Consider the following 20,401-nt stretch of genomic DNA (forward strand, 5'->3'; position numbering starts at 1 on the left):
GCGATGGCCCGCCACATCATCGGGATCGGCGGCACGTTCCGCCCCCGCTCCTCCAGCGAGATGCTGGTGCGCGCGGTGCTGGGCGACTGCGCGGCGCTGGGGGCGCGGACGACCATGTTCGACGGTCCGGCGCTCGCCGCCCTGCCGCACTTCAACCCCGAACGCCCCGAGCGGACGGCGGAGCAGGCGGCGTTCGTCGCCGCGCTGCGCGATGCCGACGCGCTGGTGATCGGCACGCCCGGCTATCACGGCGGGGTGTCGGGGGTGGTCAAGAACGCGATCGATCTGCTGGAGGATCTGCGCGGTGACGAGCGGGTGTATTTCGACGGGATGCCGGTCGGACTGATCGTGTCGGCGGCGGGATGGCAGGCGGGCGGCGTCACGCTCGCCGCGCTGCGCGGCATCGTCCACGCGATGCGCGGCTGGCCGACGCCGGCGGGCATCGCGATCAATTCGATCGCCCAGAAACCGTTCGGCGGCGACGGTGCGATCGTGGATCCAAGCATCGCCGGACAGATTGCGACGATGGCGCGACAGATCATGGCGTTCCGGCTGGAGCCGGTCGCATGAGCGACCTGACGCTGACCGAGGCGGCGAGCCTCACCGCCGGGGCGACGATGTGGCGCACGGTCGCGATCCCGCATGCTGGCGTCCCCTCGCTGCACCTGAGCGACGGGCCGATGGGCATCGCCAGCGGCCGGGTCGATGAACGCGACGTCGCGCGGCTGTCGCCCTGCGCCACGGCGCTGGGTGCCAGCTTCGACCCCGTGCTGATCGAACGAATGGGTGCGCTGGTGGGTGGCGAGGCGGTGCGCTGCGGCGTCGACATGGTGCTGGCCCCCAACGTCAACCTGGCGCGCAGCCCGCTCGCCGGGCGGGCGTTCGAATATTATTCGGAAGATCCGCTGCTCACCGGCATCGCCGGGGCGGCATGGACGTGCGGATTGCAGTCGACCGGCACCGGCGCGTGCGTCAAGCATCTGGTGTGCAACGACAGCGAAACCGACCGCGACCGGATGAACGCGGTCGTCGACGAACGGACGCTGCGCGAAATCTACCTGCTGCCGTTCGAACTGTGCGCAGCAGCAGGCGCGGGGGCGATGCTGACCGCCTATAACCGGGTCAACGGGACATGGTGCGCCGAACACGCTCATGTCTCGACGATCGTGAAGCAGGAATGGGGGTTCGATGGCCCATTCATCAGCGACTGGTTCGGCACCCATTCGACGGCGGGCAGCCTGAACGGCGGGCTCGACCTTGAAATGCCGGGGCCGGCGCGGTTCGTCGGTGCCCATGCGGTCGGCGCGGTCGAGCGGGGCGAGGTTCCCGGCGACCGCGTCGCCGCTGCGGCCGCGCGCGTCACCCGCGCCGCGCGCCGCTGGTCGGGTGCCAAGACCCCGCGGACCGAGGACGCCGACGCGCTGCTGGTCGAGGCGGCGGCGGCGGGCATGGTGCTGTTGCGCAACGATGGCGACCTGCTGCCGCTGGTCCCCGGTCGCCACGCCCGTATCGCGGTGATCGGCCCCAATGCCGCCTCTCCCTGCTATCAGGGCGGCACCTTCGCCAAGATCGCGCTGTCACCCGACGCGATCCGCCCGATCGAGGCGATCGTCGCCCGCTATGGCGACCGGGCGGACATCGTCTACGAACCCGGCGTCGATCCGCAGCCGCGCCTGCCGTCGATGCCGGTCGCGCCGGTCCGGGGCAACGGGCGCGGCATGACCGTCGATTATTTCGCCAATAGCGACCTGACCGGCACACCGGTCTTCAGCGAGGTGCGCGATACCAACTCGCTGGTCTGGTTCGTGGGCGTCCATGACGAAGGGGTGTTCGATCGCCCCGCCGCCGTGCGCGCCAGCGGCTGGTTCACCGCCGACGCCGATGGCGCCCACCGCTTCTACGTCGGGGCGACCGGCGCGGTACGGTTGCGGATCGATGGCAAGGAGGTTTTCGACCGGACCGAGCGGATGGCCGCGTCGGACGTCATGGGATCGCTGAAACGCGGCGATGCCGACAGTGTCGAGGTCGCGCTGACCACCGGGCAGCGGGTGCTGGTCGAGGTCGAGTTCCGCTACGACGGCGCGCGCGTTCACGGGCTGTGGTACGGGGTGCGCGGTCCCGACAGCGCGGCGGCGATGCTTGCCCGCGCGGTCGATACCGCGCGCTCGGCCGACGCGGTCGTGCTGATGGTCGGCGAAACCTCCGATTCCAGCGTCGAGAGCAAGGACCGCGCCGACACCGCGCTCGTCGCCGAACAGGTCGCGCTGATCGACGCGGTCTGCGCTGCCAACCCGAATGTCGCGATCATCGCCAACATCGGACATGCCTTCGACGCCCGCTGGGGCGAACAGGCGGCGGCGCTGGTGTCGGCATGGTATCCGGGCGAAGGGTTCGGCCCGGCGCTGGCGGGGGTGCTGGCGGGCGATGTCGAGCCGGGCGGGCGGCTGCCGCTGACGCTGGCGCGCGACGAGCGCGACTATCCCGCGCTCGCGCTGCAACCCGATGTCGCGGGCGACCTGGCCTATGACGACGGGGTGTTGGTCGGCTATCGCGGATTCGCCGCGCGCGGTATCGCGCCGCTGCATGCCTTCGGATCGGGGCGGGGCTATACCCGGTTCGACTGGGTCGATGCCACGGTCGAGGGCGATAGCGTGCTGGTGACGATCCGCAACGCCGGCGACCGCACGGGCAGCGAGGTCGTGCAACTCTATCGCCATGCCCCCGAATTCGCGCTGGTCGGCTTCACCAAGGCGACGCTCGCCCCCGGGGAGACGGCGGTGGTGCGGGTGACGCCCGAACCACGGCTGCTGCGCGTCTGGCAGGGCGGGGAATGGGGCAGCATCGGCGACAGCCTGCGCCTGTCGGCGGGGTCGGCCAGCGACCGTTTGATCTTCGAGGTGGAGGCAAGGGCATGAATCGGATGATCGTAGCGGGATTGGCCGGGGTGGCGGTGATGACGACCGCCGTCGCCGCCCGGCCCACGGCGTCGGAAACGGAACGCAACCGGGCGATCGTTACCGCCTTTGCCGAGCAATTCTATGCCAGGCGTGACGTGAAGGGCGCGTTCGATCGATTCGTGGCGCCCGATTATATCCAGCATAATCCCGGCATCGCCGACGGACGCGACGCCGCCGTCGCCGCGCTGGCCGACAAGTTCGCCACGCCCGGCGCGCGCTTCGACGTGAAGCGCATTCTGGTCGACGGCGATCTGGCGATGATCCACCTGCATGGGCGGACCGATCCGGCCAGCAGGGGCGGGGCGGTCGCCGATATTTACCGGTTGAAGGACGGCAGGATCGTCGAACATTGGGACGTGATCCAGCCGATCCCGGCGACGGCGCGCAATCCGCACCCGATGTTCTGACCCGCCGGTGAAATAAGTGGTCGCCGCTGCGCAAGACCGCTTGACTTACCTGTCAAATAGAATAGCAATTCTAGTTCTAAACGAGGGGCGAATACGCCCCCGCTATCATGGAGAGGGGATCGCATGACGACGTTCCGCCGCATCGCCGCCACGGCGCTTGCCACTACCGCCAGCTGGGTCACAGTCCCGGCACTGGCACAGACCGCCGAACCGGTCGGGGCCACCCCGCCGACCAGCGCCAACGACACCACCACCGGCCAGCAGAACGACGATCAACTGGGCGACATCATCGTCACCGCGACCAAGATGGTGACCCGGTTGCAGGAAACGCCGATCGCGATCCGCGTGGTCAGCGGCGCGGATCTGACCAAGGCGGCGGTTACCGACGTCAGCGGGCTCCAGCGGCTCGCCCCCGATCTCGGCATCACCCCCGACTCGGTATTCACCAAGATCGCGATCCGCGGCGTGTCGAGCCAGGACATTTCGGAAAGCGCCGATCCGGCGCTGACCGTGTCGATCGATGGCGAATATGTGAACCGCCCGGTCGCGCTCAACGCCAACTTCTTCGATCTCGAACGGATCGAGGTGTTGCGCGGGCCGCAGGGCACGTTGTTCGGCCGCAATTCGACCGCCGGTGCGCTCAACATCGTCGCGGCCAAGCCGGTGCTCGGCAGTTTTGAAGGCTCGGCGACCGCTGGCTACGGCAATTACAACGCGATCTATGCGACCGGCGCGGTCAACGTGCCGCTGGGGCAGGATGTCGCGATCCGCATCGCCGGGCTGCACAACGAACATGACGGCTATGTCGACAATGGCGCGCTGGCGGGCCGGGGCGACGATGCCAACGTCGACGCGGTGCGCGGCAGCATCCTGTTCGCACCGGGCGCGCTCGAAGTGTATCTGGCGGGCGAATATGTCGACGTGAACCAGACCGGCCCGGTGCAATACGGGTTGCTGGTCAACAACGCGACGCCGGGGCTGACCGAATTGCCGGCATCGGTCGCGTCGCCCGTGACCTATCCGACGCTGGCACAGCGCGTGGTGCCGGGGTTCGTCGACCTGCCGGCGGGGTTCGATCCCGCCAGCTTCCCGATCGGTCGGCGCGGCAACTTCAAGAGCCAGCAATATGCGGTGCGCGGCCGGGTCGCCTATGATTTCGGCGGCGCGACGCTCAGCTACATCGGTGGCTATCGCCACGTCGACAACCAGGTCATCCTGCCGCAGAACGGGTTCCTGCCCGAACAGTTCACCTTCTACAACGACCGCTACGACACCCGTACCCACAGCCACGAAGTACGGCTGAACGGCGGCGCACAGGGCAGCTTCGTCTGGCAGGTCGGCGGGTTCTATTTCCATGAGAACCAGATCATCGCGCGCGGCCTGTATCTGCCGCTGGCCAGTGCCTTCGCCAACTTCTTCTACCGCCCCTATGTGAAGTCGGAATCCAAGTCGGCGTTCGCGCAGGCGACCTATTGGGTGGTGCCCGACACGCTCAGCTTCACCGGCGGCGTGCGCTATACCGACGATCAGAAGGACGCCCAGTACATCAACTACGGCTTCTTCCGCACCCAGAACATGGTCCGTCCGCCCGCCGACGGCAGCGGCGCCGGCTCGGTCATCCGTTTCCCGACCTATGCCGAGGACAAGGTGACGTGGACCGCGGGCGTCGAATATAAACCGGCGCGCGACAACCTGCTCTATGCCAAGGTCAGCACCGGCTTCAAGAGCGGCGGGTTCGATCTGGTCGGCGCGTTCAATGCGGAAAGCCTGACGGCGTATGAGGTCGGGTCGAAGAACCGGTTCCTCAACAACACGCTCGAATTCAACGTCTCGGCCTTCTATTATGATTATCAGGACCAGCAGGTGCAGGTCTATATCGATACCACGGTCGGCGCGCGGACGTTCAATGCGGGCAAGAGCCGGGTGTGGGGGATCGAGACCGATACCACGATCAAGCTGTCGCCCAACGACCGGATCGGCCTGATCGTCAACTATATCGATGCCCGGTTGCAGAATTTCGCGGGCATCCCGGCACCGACGCTGGCCAACCCGCCCGCCAACGTACCGCGCCTGACCCTCGATCTTGCGGGCAATGCCCCGCCGCAGGCCCCGAAGTGGACGATCGGCATCAACTACAACAAGTCGATCGACCTCGGCAGCGGCTATGAACTGGTCGCCAACGGGTTCAGCCGGTTCAAGTCGGAATATTACCTCACCGCGTTCAACTATCGCGGCGACCGGGTGCAGGCGTTCACGACCACCGACCTCAGCCTCGAACTGAAGCTGCCCGGCGATACGCTGAGCCTCCAGGGCTATGTCCGCAACGTCGAGAACAATCGCGTCAAGACCTATGCCGGCTTCACCGGCGGCGGGATCAACATCTACAACTGGAACTTCGGCCAGCCGCGCACCTACGGCGTGCAGGGCACGTTCCGGTTCTGACCCTCCCCCTCGGGGTCGGCGTACGTCGCCGGCTCCGTTCTTCTCTTTCCTACCCAGCCATGGAGGGCGTGATGGCCCGAGTTACCGAAATCCGCTTCGTCGGCTATGGCGTCGCCGATCTGGCCGCCGAACGCGCCTTTTACCGCGACGACTGGAAACTGGTCGAGGCGGGCGAGGTGGACGGCATGGTCCATTTCGCCGCCGAGGGGCATGACGAGGCATGCGTCGTCCGGCTGCGGCAGGACGATGCCAACCGCGTCGACGTGATCGCGCTGGCCGCCGACAGCGATGCCGATGTCGATGCGCTGCACGACAAGGTGGTCGCCGCCGGATGCCGCATCATCTTCGCCCCGCGGGGCCTGACCACCTTCGGCGGGGGCTATGGCTTCCGCTTCTTCTCGCCCGACGGACTGCCGTTCGAGGTTTCGGCCGGGGTCGAACGGCGCACCCCGCGCCAGTTGACCCGCTGGGAAGGCATTCCGCAGAAGATCAGCCATATCGTGCTGCATTCGCCCGACCACCGCGCGATGGTGGCGTTCTTCACCGACGTGCTGGGGTTCCGCGTGTCGGACTGGCTGGGCGATTTCATGTGCTTCCTGCGCTGCAATACGGCGCATCACCGGCTGGCGATCCTCCCCGGACCGCCGTGCCTCAACCATGTCGCCTATGACATGCTGACGCTCGACGACATGATGGCGGGCATCCGGCGGCTGAAGAAGGCCGGGACCGACATCCGCTGGGGACCGGGGCGGCATACGGCGGGCAACAACACCTTCAGCTATTTCACCACGCCCAACGGCTTCGCCGTCGAATATACCTCCGAACTCGAACATGTCGATTTCGAGCAGCATCAGCATCAGGTGCATGTGCCGGGGCCGGGCACGATGGACCAGTGGGGCATCGGCGTCGGCGGTCCGCAGACCATGCCGCATCCCAAGCCCGACGCGGGCCTGTTCCAGCCGGTGGCGGTGTAACGGCGATGGCGCTGTACGAACCGTTTCCCAACTATATCTGGAACCTGTCGGTCGCGATCGCGATGGAGAGCGGCGCGCAGCTCGGTGAGATCATCGACATGTGCCAGCCGCTCAGCGACGCGGCGGCAACCGGCGCGGACGCCGGCACGCCGCAGTTCATGGCGGCATGGGCGGCGATGGGGGCCAAGCTGATCGCCCTCGCCGCCGAGGACGAGGGCAGGGGTCGCGCCTTCTCGGCGTCGAACAAGCTGGAGCGCGCCAGCCTTTACCTGTTCACCGCCGAACGGATGCAGGGCCATGGCGCACCGGGCCGCACGGAAACCTATGCCAAGGCGCGCGAGGTGTTCGACCGGTCGACGATGCTGGGTCGGCTGAACCGTGAACGGGTCGAGATTCCGCTGGCGACCGGCACGATGCCCGCGCTCTATACCCGCGCCCCCGGTGTCGGACCGCATCCGGTGGTGGTGTTCTGCAACGGCCTCGATAGCTGCAAGGAGCTGCTCTACTGGACGCGGCTGCCGCACGAACTGGCACGGCGGGGCATCTCGACGCTGTGCGTCGACCAGCCCGGCTCGGGTGAGGCGCTGCGGTTGCAGGACCTGCCCGTCGATCCGCACAGCGAACACTGGGCGGGCAAGGCGGTCGACTGGCTGGAGGGTCAGGCCGATGTCGATCCCGAGCGCATCGGCATGACCGGCATTTCGCTGGGCGGTCATTTCGCGCCCCGCGCCGTCGCCTATGAACCGCGCTTCGCCAGCGGCGCGGTGTGGGGAGCGAACCACAACTGGCGCGAGGTGCAGGACAGGCGCATGGCGCGCGAGGGCGAGAACCCGGTCCCGCACTACTGGAAGCACGTCCACTGGGCGTTCGGCGCGAGCGACCAGGACGACTTCCTTAGCCGCTCGGACGCGATGAACCTCAACGGCCATATGGACCGCATCCACGTGCCGTTCCTCGTGACGCATGGCGCGAACGACCGCCAGATCGGCGTCGCCTATGCCGATGATCTCTATGACCAACTGGTCAATTCGCCGCGCCGCGAGAAGGTGATCTTCACGCCGCGCGAAGGCGGGGTCGAGCATGTCGGGGCGGACAACATGGCCTATGGCCGCGATCTGCTGGCCGACTGGTTCGCCGAGACGCTGGGGGGTGCGACCGCATGACCCGACGCATCCTCGACCTGTCGATCGCGATCGACCCGGCGGTCGTCACCGACCCGCCGTTCATGCGCCCGACGATTGCCCGCCAGACCCATGCCGAGACGGTGGCCGAGGCGGCGATGTTCTTCCCCGGCATCACCGCCGATGCGATGGCGGGCGGGCAGGGGTTCGCCGCATCGGAGACGCTGACGCTCTCGACCCACAACGGCACGCATCTTGATGCGCCATGGCATTATCACCCGACGCAGGACGAGGCATTGGGCGGCGGCGGCAAACCGGCGCTGACCATCGACGAGGTGCCGCTCGACTGGTGCCTGCAACCCGGCGTGAAGCTCGACTTCCGGCACCTGCCTGACGGCCATGTCGTGACGGCGGCCGAGGTCGAGGCCGAACTGGCGCGGATCGGCCACGACCTGCGCCCGCTCGACATCGTACTGGTCAACACCGCCGCCGGCGCGGCGCTGGGGCAACCCGATTTTCTGGGGCGCGGCTGCGGCATGGGCTATGAAGCGACCATGTACCTGACGTCGCGCGGGGTGCGGGTCGCCGGCACCGATGCGTGGAGCTGGGATGCGCCGTTCGGCCACACCGCCGCGCGTGTTGCCGAAACCGGCGACTATTCGCTGGTCTGGGAAGGGCACAAGGCCGGTCGCGACATCGGTTATTGCCACATGGAAAAGCTGACCAACCTCGACCAGCTACCCGCGACCGGGTTCATCGTGTCGTGCCTGCCGGTCAAGGTGAAGCGCGGGTCGGCGGGCTGGTGCCGCGCGGTCGCGATCCTCGGGGACGCGGCATGAGGCTCGCGACCCGCGCGAACGGCAACCGCGACGGGGCGCTGGTCGTCGTGTCGGGCGACGGCAGCCGCTATCTGCCGACCGACGGTACGCTGCAATCGGCGCTCGACCAGTGGAGCCGCTGCGAACCCATGTTGCGCGCGCTGGCCGACCGGCTCGATGCCGGGCAGGGGGAGCCGCTCGATCCCGCGACGCTGCTCGCCCCGCTGCCGCGCGCGTGGCAGTGGCTCGACGGTTCGGCGTTCCCGACCCACGGCGAACTGATGCAGCAGGCGTTCCGGCTCCCGCCGATCGAAACCGACAAGCCGCTGATGTATCAGGGCATGTCGCACCGCTTCCTGTCGGGACTCGAGGACGTGCCGTTCCCGAGCGAGGCGGATGGCATCGATTTCGAAGGCGAGTTCGCGGTCGTCACCGGCGACGTGCCGATGGGATGTACCGCCGCCGACGCGCTCGGCCACATCCGCCTCGTCCTGCTGCTCAACGACTGGTCGCTGCGCGCGATCGCACCCGTCGAGATGAAGACGGGCTTCGGTTGGGTCCAGGCCAAGCCCGCCTGTTCGGTTGCCCCTTTTGCGGTGACGCCCGACGCTCTGGGCCGGGCATGGGTCGACGGCCGCGTCTGCCTGTCGCTGACCGTCGAGGTCAACGGACGGTGGTTCGGCAGCCCGGCCGGCGATGCGATGGCCTATGGCTTCCACGACCTGATCGCCCATGCCGCCCGCACCCGCGATCTGCCCGCGGGCACGATCATCGGATCGGGCACCGTGTCCAACCCGAACCATGGCGAGGTCGGCTCGACCTGCCTGTCCGAACGCCGCGCGATCGAGATGATCGACCATGGGGCGCCGCAGACCCCGTTCCTCCGGTTCGGCGACCGCGTGACGATGCACGCGGGCGATATTTTCGGCACGATCGATCAACGGGTGGTGCGGCGATGAGCCACGCCTTTCTCTCCAGCCCCGAAGAGATCATCGACGAGGCGCGCAACGGGCGGATGTTCATCCTGGTGGATGACGAGGACCGCGAGAACGAGGGCGNGACGATGCACGCGGGCGATATTTCGGCACGATCGATCAACGGGTGGTGCGGCGATGAGCCACGCCTTTCTCTCCAGCCCCGAAGAGATCATCGACGAGGCGCGCAACGGGCGGATGTTCATCCTGGTGGATGACGAGGACCGCGAGAACGAGGGCGACCTCGTCATCCCGGCGCAGATGGCGACGCCCGATGCGATCAACTTCATGGCGCGGCACGGGCGGGGCCTCATCTGCCTCGCGATGAACAAGGCGCGGGTCGAACAACTCGGCCTCGACCTGATGGCGCGCAACAACGGCACGCGGCACGAAACCGCCTTCACCGTCTCGATCGAGGCGCGCGAGGGGGTGACGACCGGCATCTCCGCCGCCGATCGGGCGCGGACCATCGCGGTGGCGATCGATGCCGCCAAGGAAGCGTCGGAGATCGTGACGCCGGGGCATGTCTTCCCGCTGGTCGCGCGCGAGGGCGGGGTGCTGGTGCGCGCCGGCCATACCGAGGCGGCGGTCGACGTGTCGCGCCTCGCCGGGTTGAACCCCTCGGGCGTGATCTGCGAGATCATGAACGAGGACGGGACGATGGCGCGGATGGACGACCTCGTCGCCTTCGCGCAGTTGCACGCGCTCAAGATCGGGACGATCCGCGACCTGATCGCCTATCGCCGTCGCCACGACCATCTGGTCGAGAAGCGCGCCGAGACGGTGTTCGATAGCGAGTGGGGCGGCGAGTGGCGCGCCATGTCGTTCTGGAACAAGGCGACGGGCAGCGAGCAGGTCGCGCTGGTCAAGGGGCGGATCGATCCGAGCCGGCCGACGCTGGTGCGGATGCACGCGCTGTCGCCGTTCGCCGACCTGTTCGGCGAGGGGGGCGAGCGCGGCGGCCTGCTGCGCCGCTCGATGCGGATCATCGCCGAGGAAGGGGCGGGGGTGGTGGTCGTCATCAACCGTCCGCGTCCCGATGGCCTGACGCTGGCGATCCATGCCCGCAGCGGTGCGCCGGTGCCCGACATGGAGGAACTGCGCGACTATGGCGTCGGCGCGATGATCCTGAACGAACTGGGCGTCGAGGACATGGTGCTGCTCACCAACACCCACCACACGCTGGTCGGCCTCGATGGCTATGGCCTGAAAATCGTCGACATCCTCGACTTCCACCGCCTCACCGGTCACGCGCTGCGACAGGGCGGCGGCCATGAACGGATCGAGCGCGCCGTCCAATACGTCGCCCGTCGCACTCCTCGTCTTTGTCCTGGTNGGCGTCGGCGCGATGATCCTGAACGAACTGGGCGTCGAGGACATGGTGCTGCTCACCAACACCCACCACACGCTGGTCGGCCTCGATGGCTATGGCCTGCGCGTCGTCGGCGAACGGCCGCTGCGGGAAACCGCGTAGCGAATATCAACCTGCCGCCACCGGGACGGATGATGCCGGGGCGGCCACCATGGGAGTGGATGATGCGGACGAAGGATCAACCCGGCATGCGCCGGTTCGAGGATGCACGCTGCGCGGTGATGGCGGTCAGCGCATTGACCGCACTCGTCGGGTCGTTCTGGATGGCGGGCATCCTGTTCTGAAAACGGGCGACAAAGCGCTGGTGCTGCCTTGGTCGGTTCCGTCGTCGATCGCACGGCCATGCCATTGGCGGCACGGCGTTTCCCCGGTTGCAACCTTGCGTATCGCACCGAATCCTGTACGGAACGACACATAAAATAGCGGGCAGGTGCCCGCCAGGCATACGGGCGCGGTGCGCGCCACGGGGCCGTAGAATGGGAAGGGTCCTATGTCTGCGGTCTATCAAGTATCGTCCTGTATCGAATGGCAGTTCGCGGAAGCGGGCGATCTTTCCGCGCGGCTGCGCGCTGCGAGGGACGCCGGGTTCGATCTCGCCGAATTCCACCTGTGGCGCGACAAGCCGATCGAGGCGATGGCCGCCGCGCTCGACGAAACGGGCATGCGGCTGACCAGCCTGTGCGTCGATCCGCGCCGCTCGATCGTCGATCCGGCCGAGCGTGACGCGATGGTCGCCGCCGTGCGCGAGACGATCGAGGCGACGGCCATTCTCGGCAAGCCCGACCTGATCGTCGCGTCGGGCTTCCGCGTCGAGGGGATGAGCGAGGAAGCGCATTTCGCCAATGCCGTCGCCGCGCTGCGCGCCGCGGCCGATGCGGCAGAGGCGGCGGGCGTTCAACTGCTCCTCGAACCGCTCAACACCCGGCTGTTCGCGACCATGTATCTGGTCAGCACCAGCCTTGGCCTCGATCTGGTCGAAGCGGTGAACAGCCCCAACCTGCGCCTGCTCTACGATGTCTGGCACAGCGCGGTGATGGGCGAGGACATGGGCGCGGTGCTCGCCGATCGCATCCATCTCGTCGGCCATGTCCAGGTGGCCGACATGCCCGACCGCAACGAACCGGGCACCGGCACGCTCGACTGGGCCGCGATCACGCAGACGCTGCGCGCGTTGGGATATGACGGGGCGATCGGGCTCGAATATTTTCCGACGATGCCGATGGAACAGTCGCTGGCCCAGTCCCGGCGGATGCTCGCCGATTGACGCCGACGCGGCCCGTCCAGATCCCCGGCGCGAACGACCGCGCCCACCAATTGCGGAATCCATCCATGCACAGCGATCAATTCGCGATCAGCCTCGACCTGGTCAATCGCCATTACCAGGAACCCAATCGCAACCGCTACGAAAGCAGGTATTTCTGGGAAGAACTCTACCCGCTGATCGGCGCGGCGGGGTTTCGTTCGATCGAGATACCCTACGAACCGGTATGGCAGTTCGGCGGACGCAGCGGGGTTCCGATGAACCGCTACTGCGTCAACACCAAATACCAGAATGCCGAGAACTATCGCGCGGCGCTGGCGAAAGGTGACATCGACCGGGTCACGGGCCTGACGTTCGATTCCAACCTGTTCATGCGCAACGCCAACCTCGATTTCTATTTCGGCGCCACCGGTCATTTCGCGGGAGAAGCGCTGGGCCATGCCGCCGATCTGAACGCCGGGTATCTCGCGATCAGCCCGTCGCCCTATTACGGGCGCATCGCGCACTATCATCCCGACCTTGAGGACAAGGCAGCGGCGTTCGCCGACCGGATGGCCGACCTGCTCGGCGGCCTTGCGGCAAAGGCAGAGGCGGCGGGCGTCGCGCTGGTGCTGCGCAACGAATATTGGAGCGTGTTCCGCGGCGAACGCATCCTGGCGTTGCTCGACCGCTTGCCCGACAGCGTGAAGCTCGACGTCGATACCGCGACCCTGACGATCGCGGGGATCGATCCGGCGGCGTTCATCACCGCGCAGCGCGACCGGATCGGCTGCGTCCACCTGACCGACACGAGCTTCGTCGACACCGCCGGCACGTGGAAGACGCCCAACCCGGAATTCCCCGAACATCGCGCGACGCAGCTATTCCGCGATCCGGGCACCGGCGCCATCGACCTCGCGGCGATCGTCGGGTTGCTGGACCGGACGGGCTATGCCGGGCCGATCATCTGCAGCGCCCGCCAGACGCGCGACCCGTTCCGGGCGTTGCTGCGCACGCGCGCGCTGCTGAACCAGTTACAGAATTAAGCCGGACGGAGTCTCCGCGATGCCCAATATCCGCTACGCCAACATGTGCCACTGGAAGAGCATTCCCTATCGCAAGATCGATAATTTCCGGGAATTCTACTATGAGGACAATACGAACACCGCCTATTATTCGGACTGGGATACGATCCTGAAATATCAGGCGGCACTCGGCTTCGACGGGATCGAGATCGCGCCATGGGATCTGGCCGACATCCTGCCGCTGTTCGGATCGCCCGAGAAGTTCACGGCGTTCGCGAAGGAACGCGGGGTCGAGGTGATCGGCATGTTCCACGGGGCACACGCCTCGCACCAGGCCGATCATTTCGACGAAGCGGTTCGTTCGGGCCGCGAGGCGGTCGACACGATCGTCCGGTTTGGCGGCAGCTACATGAATACCTGTCCCACGCAGAACTATTACGGTTCGGGTCCGCTGAGCCGCGACGAAGTGCAGCAATGCGCCAGGGTGATGAACGAGATCGGCCGCTACGCCACCGATCACGGGGTAAAAATCGGGCTGCACAACGAGTTCTTCTGCGCGATCAACCTGCCCAACCATCGCGAGCTGATCGAATCGACCGATCCGCGCTACGTCCATTACTGTCTCGACACCGCGCAGGTGGCGATCATGGGCGAGGATCTGCTGACCTTCTACAACGACTATCACGACCGCATCAGCACCCTCCATCTGAAGGACACCGCATCACAGCGGCAGCCCGACAGCGTCCGCTATGCGCAGGACCCGGAGATCACCGACGACGGAACGCGCTGGTTCTGGGAACCTGGCCTCGGCACGCTCGACCTCGAAGGGCTGTACCGGTTGCTGAAGGAGCATCGGTTCACAGGCTGGATGTCGATCGAATATGACGGATCGCCGGACCTGCTCGCGTCGATGGCGCTGACGCGCTACCACCTCGATACCGTGCTGCGCCCGATCTACGACTGAACATCCGGGAGGATCGCCCCCGCCGGTGGTGGCGATCCTCCCCGGCCCGCCGCCGCGCACGATGCGCCGCGCGCGGGCGGCGGCAGGTCTATCCGCGATCGCTGCCCATCGATCGGAAAACGCGCGGCGATACCCCGGCATGACGGGTGAAGAAGCGCGTGAAATAGGCGGGATCGGCAAATCCGGCGGTATAGCCGACCTCGGCGACCGACAGGTTGGTATAGAGCAGCGCGCGCTTGACCTCGAGCACGGCGCGCTGGTCGAGCATCGCCGCCGGCGACAGGCCGGCGATCTGCGCGCAGGCGGTGCGCAGCCTGCTTTCGCTGACGCCAAGCGCGGCGGCATGGACCGCGATCTGTTCCCGCAGGCGAAAGCGTTCGTCGATCCGCGCGCGGAACCGGGCGACCAGCGCGCTCTGCTGGCCCGGAATGCCCGCCGCATCGGCCGCGATCGGCCCGCCCGCGCGCCACAGCTCGACCAGCATGCCGAGCAGCGCCGCATCGACGGCGGCACCATGGCCGGGTGCCGCCCACCCCAGCTCGCGCATCAGCGCGGCGACGCTTGCCTGAACCGCGCGGAATGCCGCGCCGTCGAGCGGGATCGCGCGGGCGGACCCGAACAGCGCCGTGACGCCCGGATAGCGGGTATCGAGCAAGGCCAGATGCCGAACCGACAGGGTGACGACCGATCCGACCGAATCACGCTGCCATGCAAAGCCGTGGACGACTCCCGACGGGACCAGCAGGACCGCCGGGGCCGTCACCGTCATCCGGTCGTCCTCCGCGCGCATTTCGCCCCCGCCCTGTTCGACGACGAACAACTGGACGAGATCGGCATGGGCGTGCGGCAGGATCGTCCATTCGCTCGGCCGCGAGCGATCGTCGAGCCGTTCGGCATGGACGAAGCCATCATCCACCGCCCGGTGCGGTTCGCCGTAGAGATAGAAGCTGGGAACCGAAGCGCCGGTCATGCCGCAAGTGTACGCGAGTACGACCGGATCGTCCAACTTTTCGCGCGGCATATCCATCGTCCTCCACGCACCGACGCGACATGATGCTCCCCGGAACGGCAGACATGCCGACGGGAGAGGACAGGATGCGACAGCGCACACAGGTCGCGATCATCGGTGCGGGGCCGGCGGGGATGTTCCTCGCCCATCTGCTACATGCCGAAGGGATCGACGCCACCGTCATCGAACGCCGCGACCGCGACTATGTCGAGGGGCGGGTGCGCGCCGGCGTTCTCGAACAGGGCACCGTCGATCTGATGCGGCGCCTTGGCCTGTCGGCCCGGCTGGAGCGCGAGGGCCTGGTCCATGGCGGCACCAACGTGTCGCTCGACGGGCGCATGTTCCGCATCGACATGGCGGCGCTGACCGGCGGTGCCACCGTCACCGTCTATGGCCAGCAGGAGGTCATGCGCGACCTGTTCGACGCCGCCGGAGCGCGTGGGCTGGACGTTCGTTGGAATGCGAAGGACGTGACGCTCGCCGGCCTCGACAGCGACCGGCCGGTCGTGACGTGGCGTGAGGATGGCGGGACACAGCATCTCGACTGCGATTTCGTCGTCGGCTGCGACGGCTATCATGGCGTCGCCCGCCAGGCGATCCCCGCCCATGTGTTGCGCACCTTCGAACGCATTTATCCGTTCGGCTGGCTGGGGGTTCTGGCCGATGTGCCGCCCGCCGAACATGAACTGGTCTATGCCAATCACGAACGCGGCTTCGCGCTCGCCTCGATGCGATCGCCGACGCGCAGCCGCTATTACATTCAATGCGGGCTGGACGAGGATGTCGCCGACTGGTCCGACGATCGCTTCTGGGACGAACTCTGCCTGCGCCTCGGGCCGGAGACGGCGGCGAAGGTGACGCGGGGGGCCTCGTTCGAGAAGTCGATCGCGCCGCTGCGGTCGTTCGTCGCCGAACCGATGCGCTGGGGCCGGCTGTTCCTGGCCGGTGACGCAGCGCATATCGTGCCGCCGACGGGTGCCAAGGGCATGAACCTCGCCGTGTCCGACGTGACGATGCTGGGCGAGGCGCTGACCGAACGGTATCGCGAGCGCAGCGATGCCGGCATCGACGGCTATTCGGCGCGCGCGCTGGCGCGGGTGTGGAAGGCCGAGCGTTTCTCGTGGTGGTTCACCTCGGTCACGCACCGGTTCCCGACCATGGATGGCTTCGACCGGCGCATCCAGATGGCCGAACTGGACTATCTGCGTGGCTCCCCCGCCGCGCAGCGTACCCTTGCCGAGAATTACGTCGGCCTACCGCTGGAGGCGGCATGAAGCGCAAGATCTATGATACCCCGGCGGCGGCGCTCGACGGGCTGTTGTTCGACGGGATGACGATCATGTCGGGCGGGTTCGGCCTGTCGGGCAACCCTGAGAGCCTGATCCCCGAAATCCGCAGCAACGGCGTGCAGCGGCTGACGGTCATTTCGAACAATGCCGGGGCCGACGGCTTCGGCCTGTGGATGCTGCTGGAAAGCCGGCAGGTCGCCAAGATGATCGCAAGCTATGTCGGTGAGAACAAGCTGTTCGAGCAGCAATATCTCTCGGGCGAACTGGAACTGGAATTGAACCCGCAAGGGACGCTCGCCGAACGCATCCGCGCGGGCGGGGCGGGCATTCCCGCTTTCTACACCAAAACCGGCGTCGGCACGGTCGTCGCCGAGGGCAAGCCGGTCGAGACGTTCGAGGGCGAGGACTATGTCCGCGAGACATGGCTGCGCGCCGACCTGTCGATCGTTAAGGCATGGAAGGCCGATCCGGCGGGCAACCTGATGTTCCGCAAGACCGCGCGCAACTTCAACCCGAACATGGCGACAGCGGGTAAGGTGACGGTGGTGGAAGTCGAGGAAATCGTGCCCGAAGGCAGCTTCGACCCCGACTGCATCCACACGCCGGGCATCTATGTCGACCGTATCGTCAAAAGCACGATCAACGAGAAGCGCATCGAGAAGCTGACGGTGCGCGAACGGGAGGAAGGATGATGGGCTGGACCCGCGACGAGATGGCCGCCCGCGCCGCGCGCGAATTGCAGGACGGGTTCTACGTCAATCTCGGCATCGGCATCCCCACGCTGGTCGCCAACCATGTGCCGCCGGGTATCGAGGTGACGCTCCAGTCGGAAAACGGCATGCTCGGCATCGGCCCGTTCCCCTATGCGGGCGAGGCCGACCCCGACCTCATCAACGCCGGCAAGCAGACGATCACCGCGCTGCCGACCTCCAGCTTCTTTTCCAGCGCCGACAGCTTCGCGATGATCCGCGGCGGGCATATCGACATGGCGATCCTCGGCGCGATGGAAGTGTCGGCGGCGGGCGATCTCGCCAACTGGACGATTCCGGGGAAGATGGTGAAGGGCATGGGCGGGGCGATGGACTTGGTCGCCGGCGTGCGGCGCGTCGTCGTGGTGATGGACCATGTGTCGAAGCATGGCGATCCGAAGATCCTGCCAGTCTGCACGCTGCCGCTGACCGGCAGGGCCTGCGTCGATCTCATCATCACCGACCTTGCCGTCATCGCCTGCGACAAGCCCGGCCTGCGGCTGATCGAATGCGCGCCCGGCGTCACGGCCGACGACGTGCGCGCCAGAACCGGCGCGGATCTCGCCGCATGACCTACAAGCGTGACGATGCCGGGGCGCCACCGTCGCTGTTCCCCGAGTACGGCTCGACCCGTACCCGCGCGCCGCTGCACCCGCCGTTGCGGGTGCCGCAGACCCGGACCGAGACGACCGGCCCGGCGGGCTGGGACCGGCTGATGGGGCCGGCACTCGCCGATCTGACGACGCAGCACGGCGGGGTGGCGCAGGGGCAGCGGATCATCGTCGCCGGCCGCGTGCTCGACGAGGATGGCCGTGCCGTGCCCGACACGGTGATGGAAATCTGGCAGGCCAATGCCGCCGGGCGCTACATCCACGCGAAGGACCAGTGGGACGCGCCGCACGACCCCAACTTCACCGGCGCGGGCCGCGTCGTGACCGATGCGCAGGGATGCTATCGCTTCGTCACCATCCGGCCGGGGGCCTATCCATGGGGCAATCACCATAATGCATGGCGGCCGGCGCATATCCATCTGTCGCTGCTGGGGCCGGCGTTCGCGACGCGGCTGGTGACGCAGCTCTATTTCCCCGACGATCCGCTGATCGAGATCGATCCGATCGCGAATGCGGTGCCGATGCCCTATCGCCAGCGGCTGGTCGCGCGGTTCGACATGGACGTGACCGAGCCGAACCGGGCGCTCGGCTATCGCTTCGACGTGGTGTTGAAGGGCCGCGAACAGACGCCGTTCGAGGAGGACGACCATGACCATTGACGTCGCCGACCGCCGTCCCGCACCGCGCGCCGACAATCAGGACCCGGCGCTGTTCGGCCAGACCCCCAGCCAGACGGTCGGCCCCTTCTTCCACTACGGCCTGCCGTGGAAGGGCGGTGCCGATCTGGTGGGCCAGTCGGACATGGGGGCGCGCCCCGAACTGTTTCCCGAGGCGCATTATGTGCTGAACCTGTCCTCCCCCACCGGTACGCCGGCGGGCGAAGCGATCGACCTCACCGGCCGCGTGGTCGATGGCGAGGGCGCGCCGGTGCCGGACGCGATGGTCGAAATCTGGCAGGCCGATGCCGCCGGTCGCTATCATGGCGAGCCAGACGCCGATCCGCATTTCGTCGGCTTCGGCCGTGCCGCGACCGCCGCAGACGGCAGCTATCGGTTCCGCACGATCCTGCCCGGCGCGATCGGCCCCGGCCATGCGCCGCATGTCGCGGTGTCGATCTTCGCGCGTGGGCTCATCAAGCGGCTGGCGACGCGGCTGTATTTCGCCGGATCGGAAGACGGCGACGCGATCCTGTCGCTGGTGCCGGCGGAGCGCCGCCACACGCTGATCGCCACGGCAACGGGTGACAGCGTCTGGACGCTCGATTTCATGTTGCAGGGGCCACGCGAAACGGTGTTCTTCGACCTGTGAGCGACCTGCTGCGCCTCCGCCCCGCCGCGACGGCGGACATGATCGCGGTGTTCGACGATGCCGCGACCATCGCCCATGGCTGCGCCTTCGAAACCGCGCTGGCGCGGGCGCAGGCGGCTCAGGGCGTGATCGCGCCCGAACTGGCCGACGCGATCATGGCCGGCGTCGATCCGGCGCAGATCGATAAGGCGGAACTGGCGGAGGAAGCGGCGCTGGCCGGCACGCTCGCGATCCCCCTCGTCGCGCGGTTGCGGGCGATGGTCGGCGGGGCAGCGGCAATGGCACTGCACCACGGCGCGACCAGCCAGGACGTGGCCGATACCGTGCTGATGGTGCAGGTCCGCGCGGCGCATCGCCTGCTGGCGAAGGACGGCCAGCGGGTGCGCGATGCGCTGGCGAGGTCGGCGCGTGCCCATGCCGAACGGCCGGCGATCGGGCGGACGCTGTTGCAGGATGCGATGCCGGTCGCCTTCGGGCTGCGACTGGCACAGGCGGCGCGGGGGATCGACGATGCGCTGGCGATGCTCGACGCGGCGGTCGGCACCCATGCGGTCGTGCAACTGGGCGGCGCGGCGGGGACACGCGCCGGACTGGATGGCAAGGGTGCGGAGATCGCGGCGCAGGTCGCCGATGCCCTCGGGCTTGGCCGTGCCGCCCCATGGCACGCGCGCGGCACCGGCGTGGCGGCGATCGGCGCGGCGCTGGGCATCCTGATCGGCGCGCTCGGCAAGCTGGCGCGCGACGTCGCGCTGCTGGCGCAGAACGGCATCGGCGAGGCGCGCGAGCCGCTGGTCGCCGGACGCGGCGGATCGTCGGCGATGGCGCACAAACGCAACCCGACGGGGTGTCAGGTCGCGCTGTCGGCGGCGATCCGCGCGCCGGGACTGGTCGCGTCGCTGCTGGCCGGGCTGCCACAGGAAGCGGAACGGGGCCTCGGCGGCTGGCAGGCCGAGGGACCGGTGCTGACCGACCTGTTCCTGCTCGCCTCGGGCAGCGCCGCTGCACTGGCGGTCGTCGCCGAAGGGCTGGAGATCGACGAAGCGGCCATCGCGCGCAACCTCGTCACGGCGGCGGTCGGCGATGACATCGGCGAGAGCGCGGCGATCATCGCCGACCTGCTGGCGGACGGGAAGGACTGACG

The 20,401-nt window shown here is 67.6% G+C and carries 19 protein-coding genes and 2 pseudogenes; 20 read left to right on the top strand and 1 reads right to left on the bottom strand.

Features of this window, described 5'->3' with window-relative positions:
• Window positions 1–3: 3 nt before the first annotated feature.
• The 14 genes and pseudogenes from ASG37_RS03735 (at window position 4) to ASG37_RS03790 (ending at window position 14,294) form a co-directional block, all read left to right on the top strand.
• The gene (locus ASG37_RS03735) at window positions 4–570 is read left to right on the top strand and encodes an NADPH-dependent FMN reductase (RefSeq protein ID WP_055756173.1); all 567 of its coding nucleotides are present in this window, start codon (window positions 4–6) and stop codon (window positions 568–570) included.
• Window positions 567–2,915: a glycoside hydrolase family 3 C-terminal domain-containing protein gene (locus tag ASG37_RS03740; protein WP_055756175.1), complete on the top strand. Its 2,349-nt coding sequence runs from the start codon at window positions 567–569 to the stop codon at window positions 2,913–2,915. Before ASG37_RS03735 ends, ASG37_RS03740 begins: the two co-directional genes overlap by 4 nt.
• Complete coding sequence (locus tag ASG37_RS03745; protein WP_055756177.1) at window positions 2,912–3,364, top strand: nuclear transport factor 2 family protein; 453 nt, start codon at window positions 2,912–2,914, stop codon at window positions 3,362–3,364. Before ASG37_RS03740 ends, ASG37_RS03745 begins: the two co-directional genes overlap by 4 nt.
• Window positions 3,365–3,487: 123 nt before the next feature.
• On the top strand, window positions 3,488–5,806 hold the full coding sequence (locus ASG37_RS03750) for a TonB-dependent receptor (protein ID WP_055756179.1): 2,319 nt from the start codon (window positions 3,488–3,490) through the stop codon (window positions 5,804–5,806).
• A gap of 71 nt (window positions 5,807–5,877) precedes the next feature.
• The gene (locus ASG37_RS03755) at window positions 5,878–6,780 is read left to right on the top strand and encodes a VOC family protein (protein WP_055757277.1); all 903 of its coding nucleotides are present in this window, start codon (window positions 5,878–5,880) and stop codon (window positions 6,778–6,780) included.
• A gap of 5 nt (window positions 6,781–6,785) precedes the next feature.
• Window positions 6,786–7,943, top strand: coding sequence for an alpha/beta hydrolase family protein (locus tag ASG37_RS03760; protein WP_055756182.1), 1,158 nt, complete (start codon window positions 6,786–6,788; stop codon window positions 7,941–7,943).
• Window positions 7,940–8,740: a cyclase family protein gene (locus ASG37_RS03765; protein WP_055756184.1), complete on the top strand. Its 801-nt coding sequence runs from the start codon at window positions 7,940–7,942 to the stop codon at window positions 8,738–8,740. Before ASG37_RS03760 ends, ASG37_RS03765 begins: the two co-directional genes overlap by 4 nt.
• Window positions 8,737–9,678, top strand: coding sequence for a fumarylacetoacetate hydrolase family protein (locus tag ASG37_RS03770; RefSeq protein ID WP_055756186.1), 942 nt, complete (start codon window positions 8,737–8,739; stop codon window positions 9,676–9,678). The genes ASG37_RS03765 and ASG37_RS03770 overlap by 4 nt, the downstream gene beginning before the upstream one ends.
• A partial coding sequence (locus ASG37_RS18220; RefSeq protein ID WP_156460577.1) for a 3,4-dihydroxy-2-butanone-4-phosphate synthase occupies window positions 9,675–9,777 on the top strand: 103 nt, incomplete at its 3' end. The genes ASG37_RS03770 and ASG37_RS18220, both read left to right, overlap by 4 nt.
• A 54-nt stretch (window positions 9,778–9,831) precedes the next feature.
• Window positions 9,832–10,911: pseudogene (ribB, locus tag ASG37_RS03775) on the top strand (3,4-dihydroxy-2-butanone-4-phosphate synthase); the annotation flags it as partial.
• Window positions 10,912–11,029: 118 nt separating this feature from the next.
• Window positions 11,030–11,167 (top strand): annotated as a pseudogene (locus tag ASG37_RS17250) (3,4-dihydroxy-2-butanone-4-phosphate synthase); the annotation flags it as partial.
• A gap of 388 nt (window positions 11,168–11,555) precedes the next feature.
• Entirely contained in the window at window positions 11,556–12,329 is a 774-nt protein-coding gene (locus ASG37_RS03780) for a sugar phosphate isomerase/epimerase family protein (protein ID WP_055756189.1), read from the top strand.
• Between the two features lie 65 nt (window positions 12,330–12,394).
• Window positions 12,395–13,351, top strand: a complete 957-nt coding sequence (locus ASG37_RS03785; RefSeq protein ID WP_055756191.1) for a sugar phosphate isomerase/epimerase family protein — start codon at window positions 12,395–12,397, stop codon at window positions 13,349–13,351.
• Window positions 13,352–13,370: 19 nt separating this feature from the next.
• On the top strand, window positions 13,371–14,294 hold the full coding sequence (locus ASG37_RS03790; protein ID WP_055756193.1) for a sugar phosphate isomerase/epimerase family protein: 924 nt from the start codon (window positions 13,371–13,373) through the stop codon (window positions 14,292–14,294).
• Between the two features lie 88 nt (window positions 14,295–14,382).
• Here the strand turns inward: ASG37_RS03790 and ASG37_RS03795 are convergent, their stop codons facing one another.
• Window positions 14,383–15,264: a helix-turn-helix domain-containing protein gene (locus ASG37_RS03795; protein ID WP_055757279.1), complete on the bottom strand. Its 882-nt coding sequence runs from the start codon at window positions 15,262–15,264 to the stop codon at window positions 14,383–14,385.
• 125 nt (window positions 15,265–15,389) lie between these two features.
• Between ASG37_RS03795 and pobA the strand changes: the two genes are divergently transcribed.
• Genes pobA through ASG37_RS03825 form a run of 6 tightly spaced genes read left to right on the top strand, consistent with a single transcriptional unit; the run spans window position 15,390 to window position 20,399 of the window.
• Entirely contained in the window at window positions 15,390–16,577 is a 1,188-nt protein-coding gene (pobA, locus tag ASG37_RS03800) for a 4-hydroxybenzoate 3-monooxygenase (protein ID WP_055756195.1), read from the top strand.
• Window positions 16,574–17,284 (top strand): CoA transferase subunit A, encoded by a 711-nt coding sequence (locus ASG37_RS03805; RefSeq protein ID WP_055756197.1) that lies wholly within the window; start codon window positions 16,574–16,576, stop codon window positions 17,282–17,284. Before pobA ends, ASG37_RS03805 begins: the two co-directional genes overlap by 4 nt.
• Window positions 17,284–17,913: a 3-oxoacid CoA-transferase subunit B gene (locus tag ASG37_RS03810; RefSeq protein ID WP_055757281.1), complete on the top strand. Its 630-nt coding sequence runs from the start codon at window positions 17,284–17,286 to the stop codon at window positions 17,911–17,913. The genes ASG37_RS03805 and ASG37_RS03810 overlap by 1 nt, the downstream gene beginning before the upstream one ends.
• Window positions 17,910–18,611, top strand: a complete 702-nt coding sequence (gene pcaH / locus ASG37_RS03815; RefSeq protein ID WP_055756199.1) for a protocatechuate 3,4-dioxygenase subunit beta — start codon at window positions 17,910–17,912, stop codon at window positions 18,609–18,611. Before ASG37_RS03810 ends, pcaH begins: the two co-directional genes overlap by 4 nt.
• A complete protein-coding gene (gene pcaG, locus ASG37_RS03820) occupies window positions 18,601–19,260 on the top strand; it encodes a protocatechuate 3,4-dioxygenase subunit alpha (RefSeq protein ID WP_055756201.1) in 660 nt (219 codons plus the stop codon). The genes pcaH and pcaG overlap by 11 nt, the downstream gene beginning before the upstream one ends.
• On the top strand, window positions 19,257–20,399 hold the full coding sequence (locus ASG37_RS03825; RefSeq protein ID WP_055756204.1) for a lyase family protein: 1,143 nt from the start codon (window positions 19,257–19,259) through the stop codon (window positions 20,397–20,399). Before pcaG ends, ASG37_RS03825 begins: the two co-directional genes overlap by 4 nt.
• The last annotated feature ends 2 nt before the right edge of the window (window positions 20,400–20,401 follow it).

Source organism: Sphingomonas sp. Leaf407 (assembly GCF_001425385.1).
Taxonomy (GTDB): Bacteria; Pseudomonadota; Alphaproteobacteria; order Sphingomonadales; family Sphingomonadaceae; genus Sphingomonas.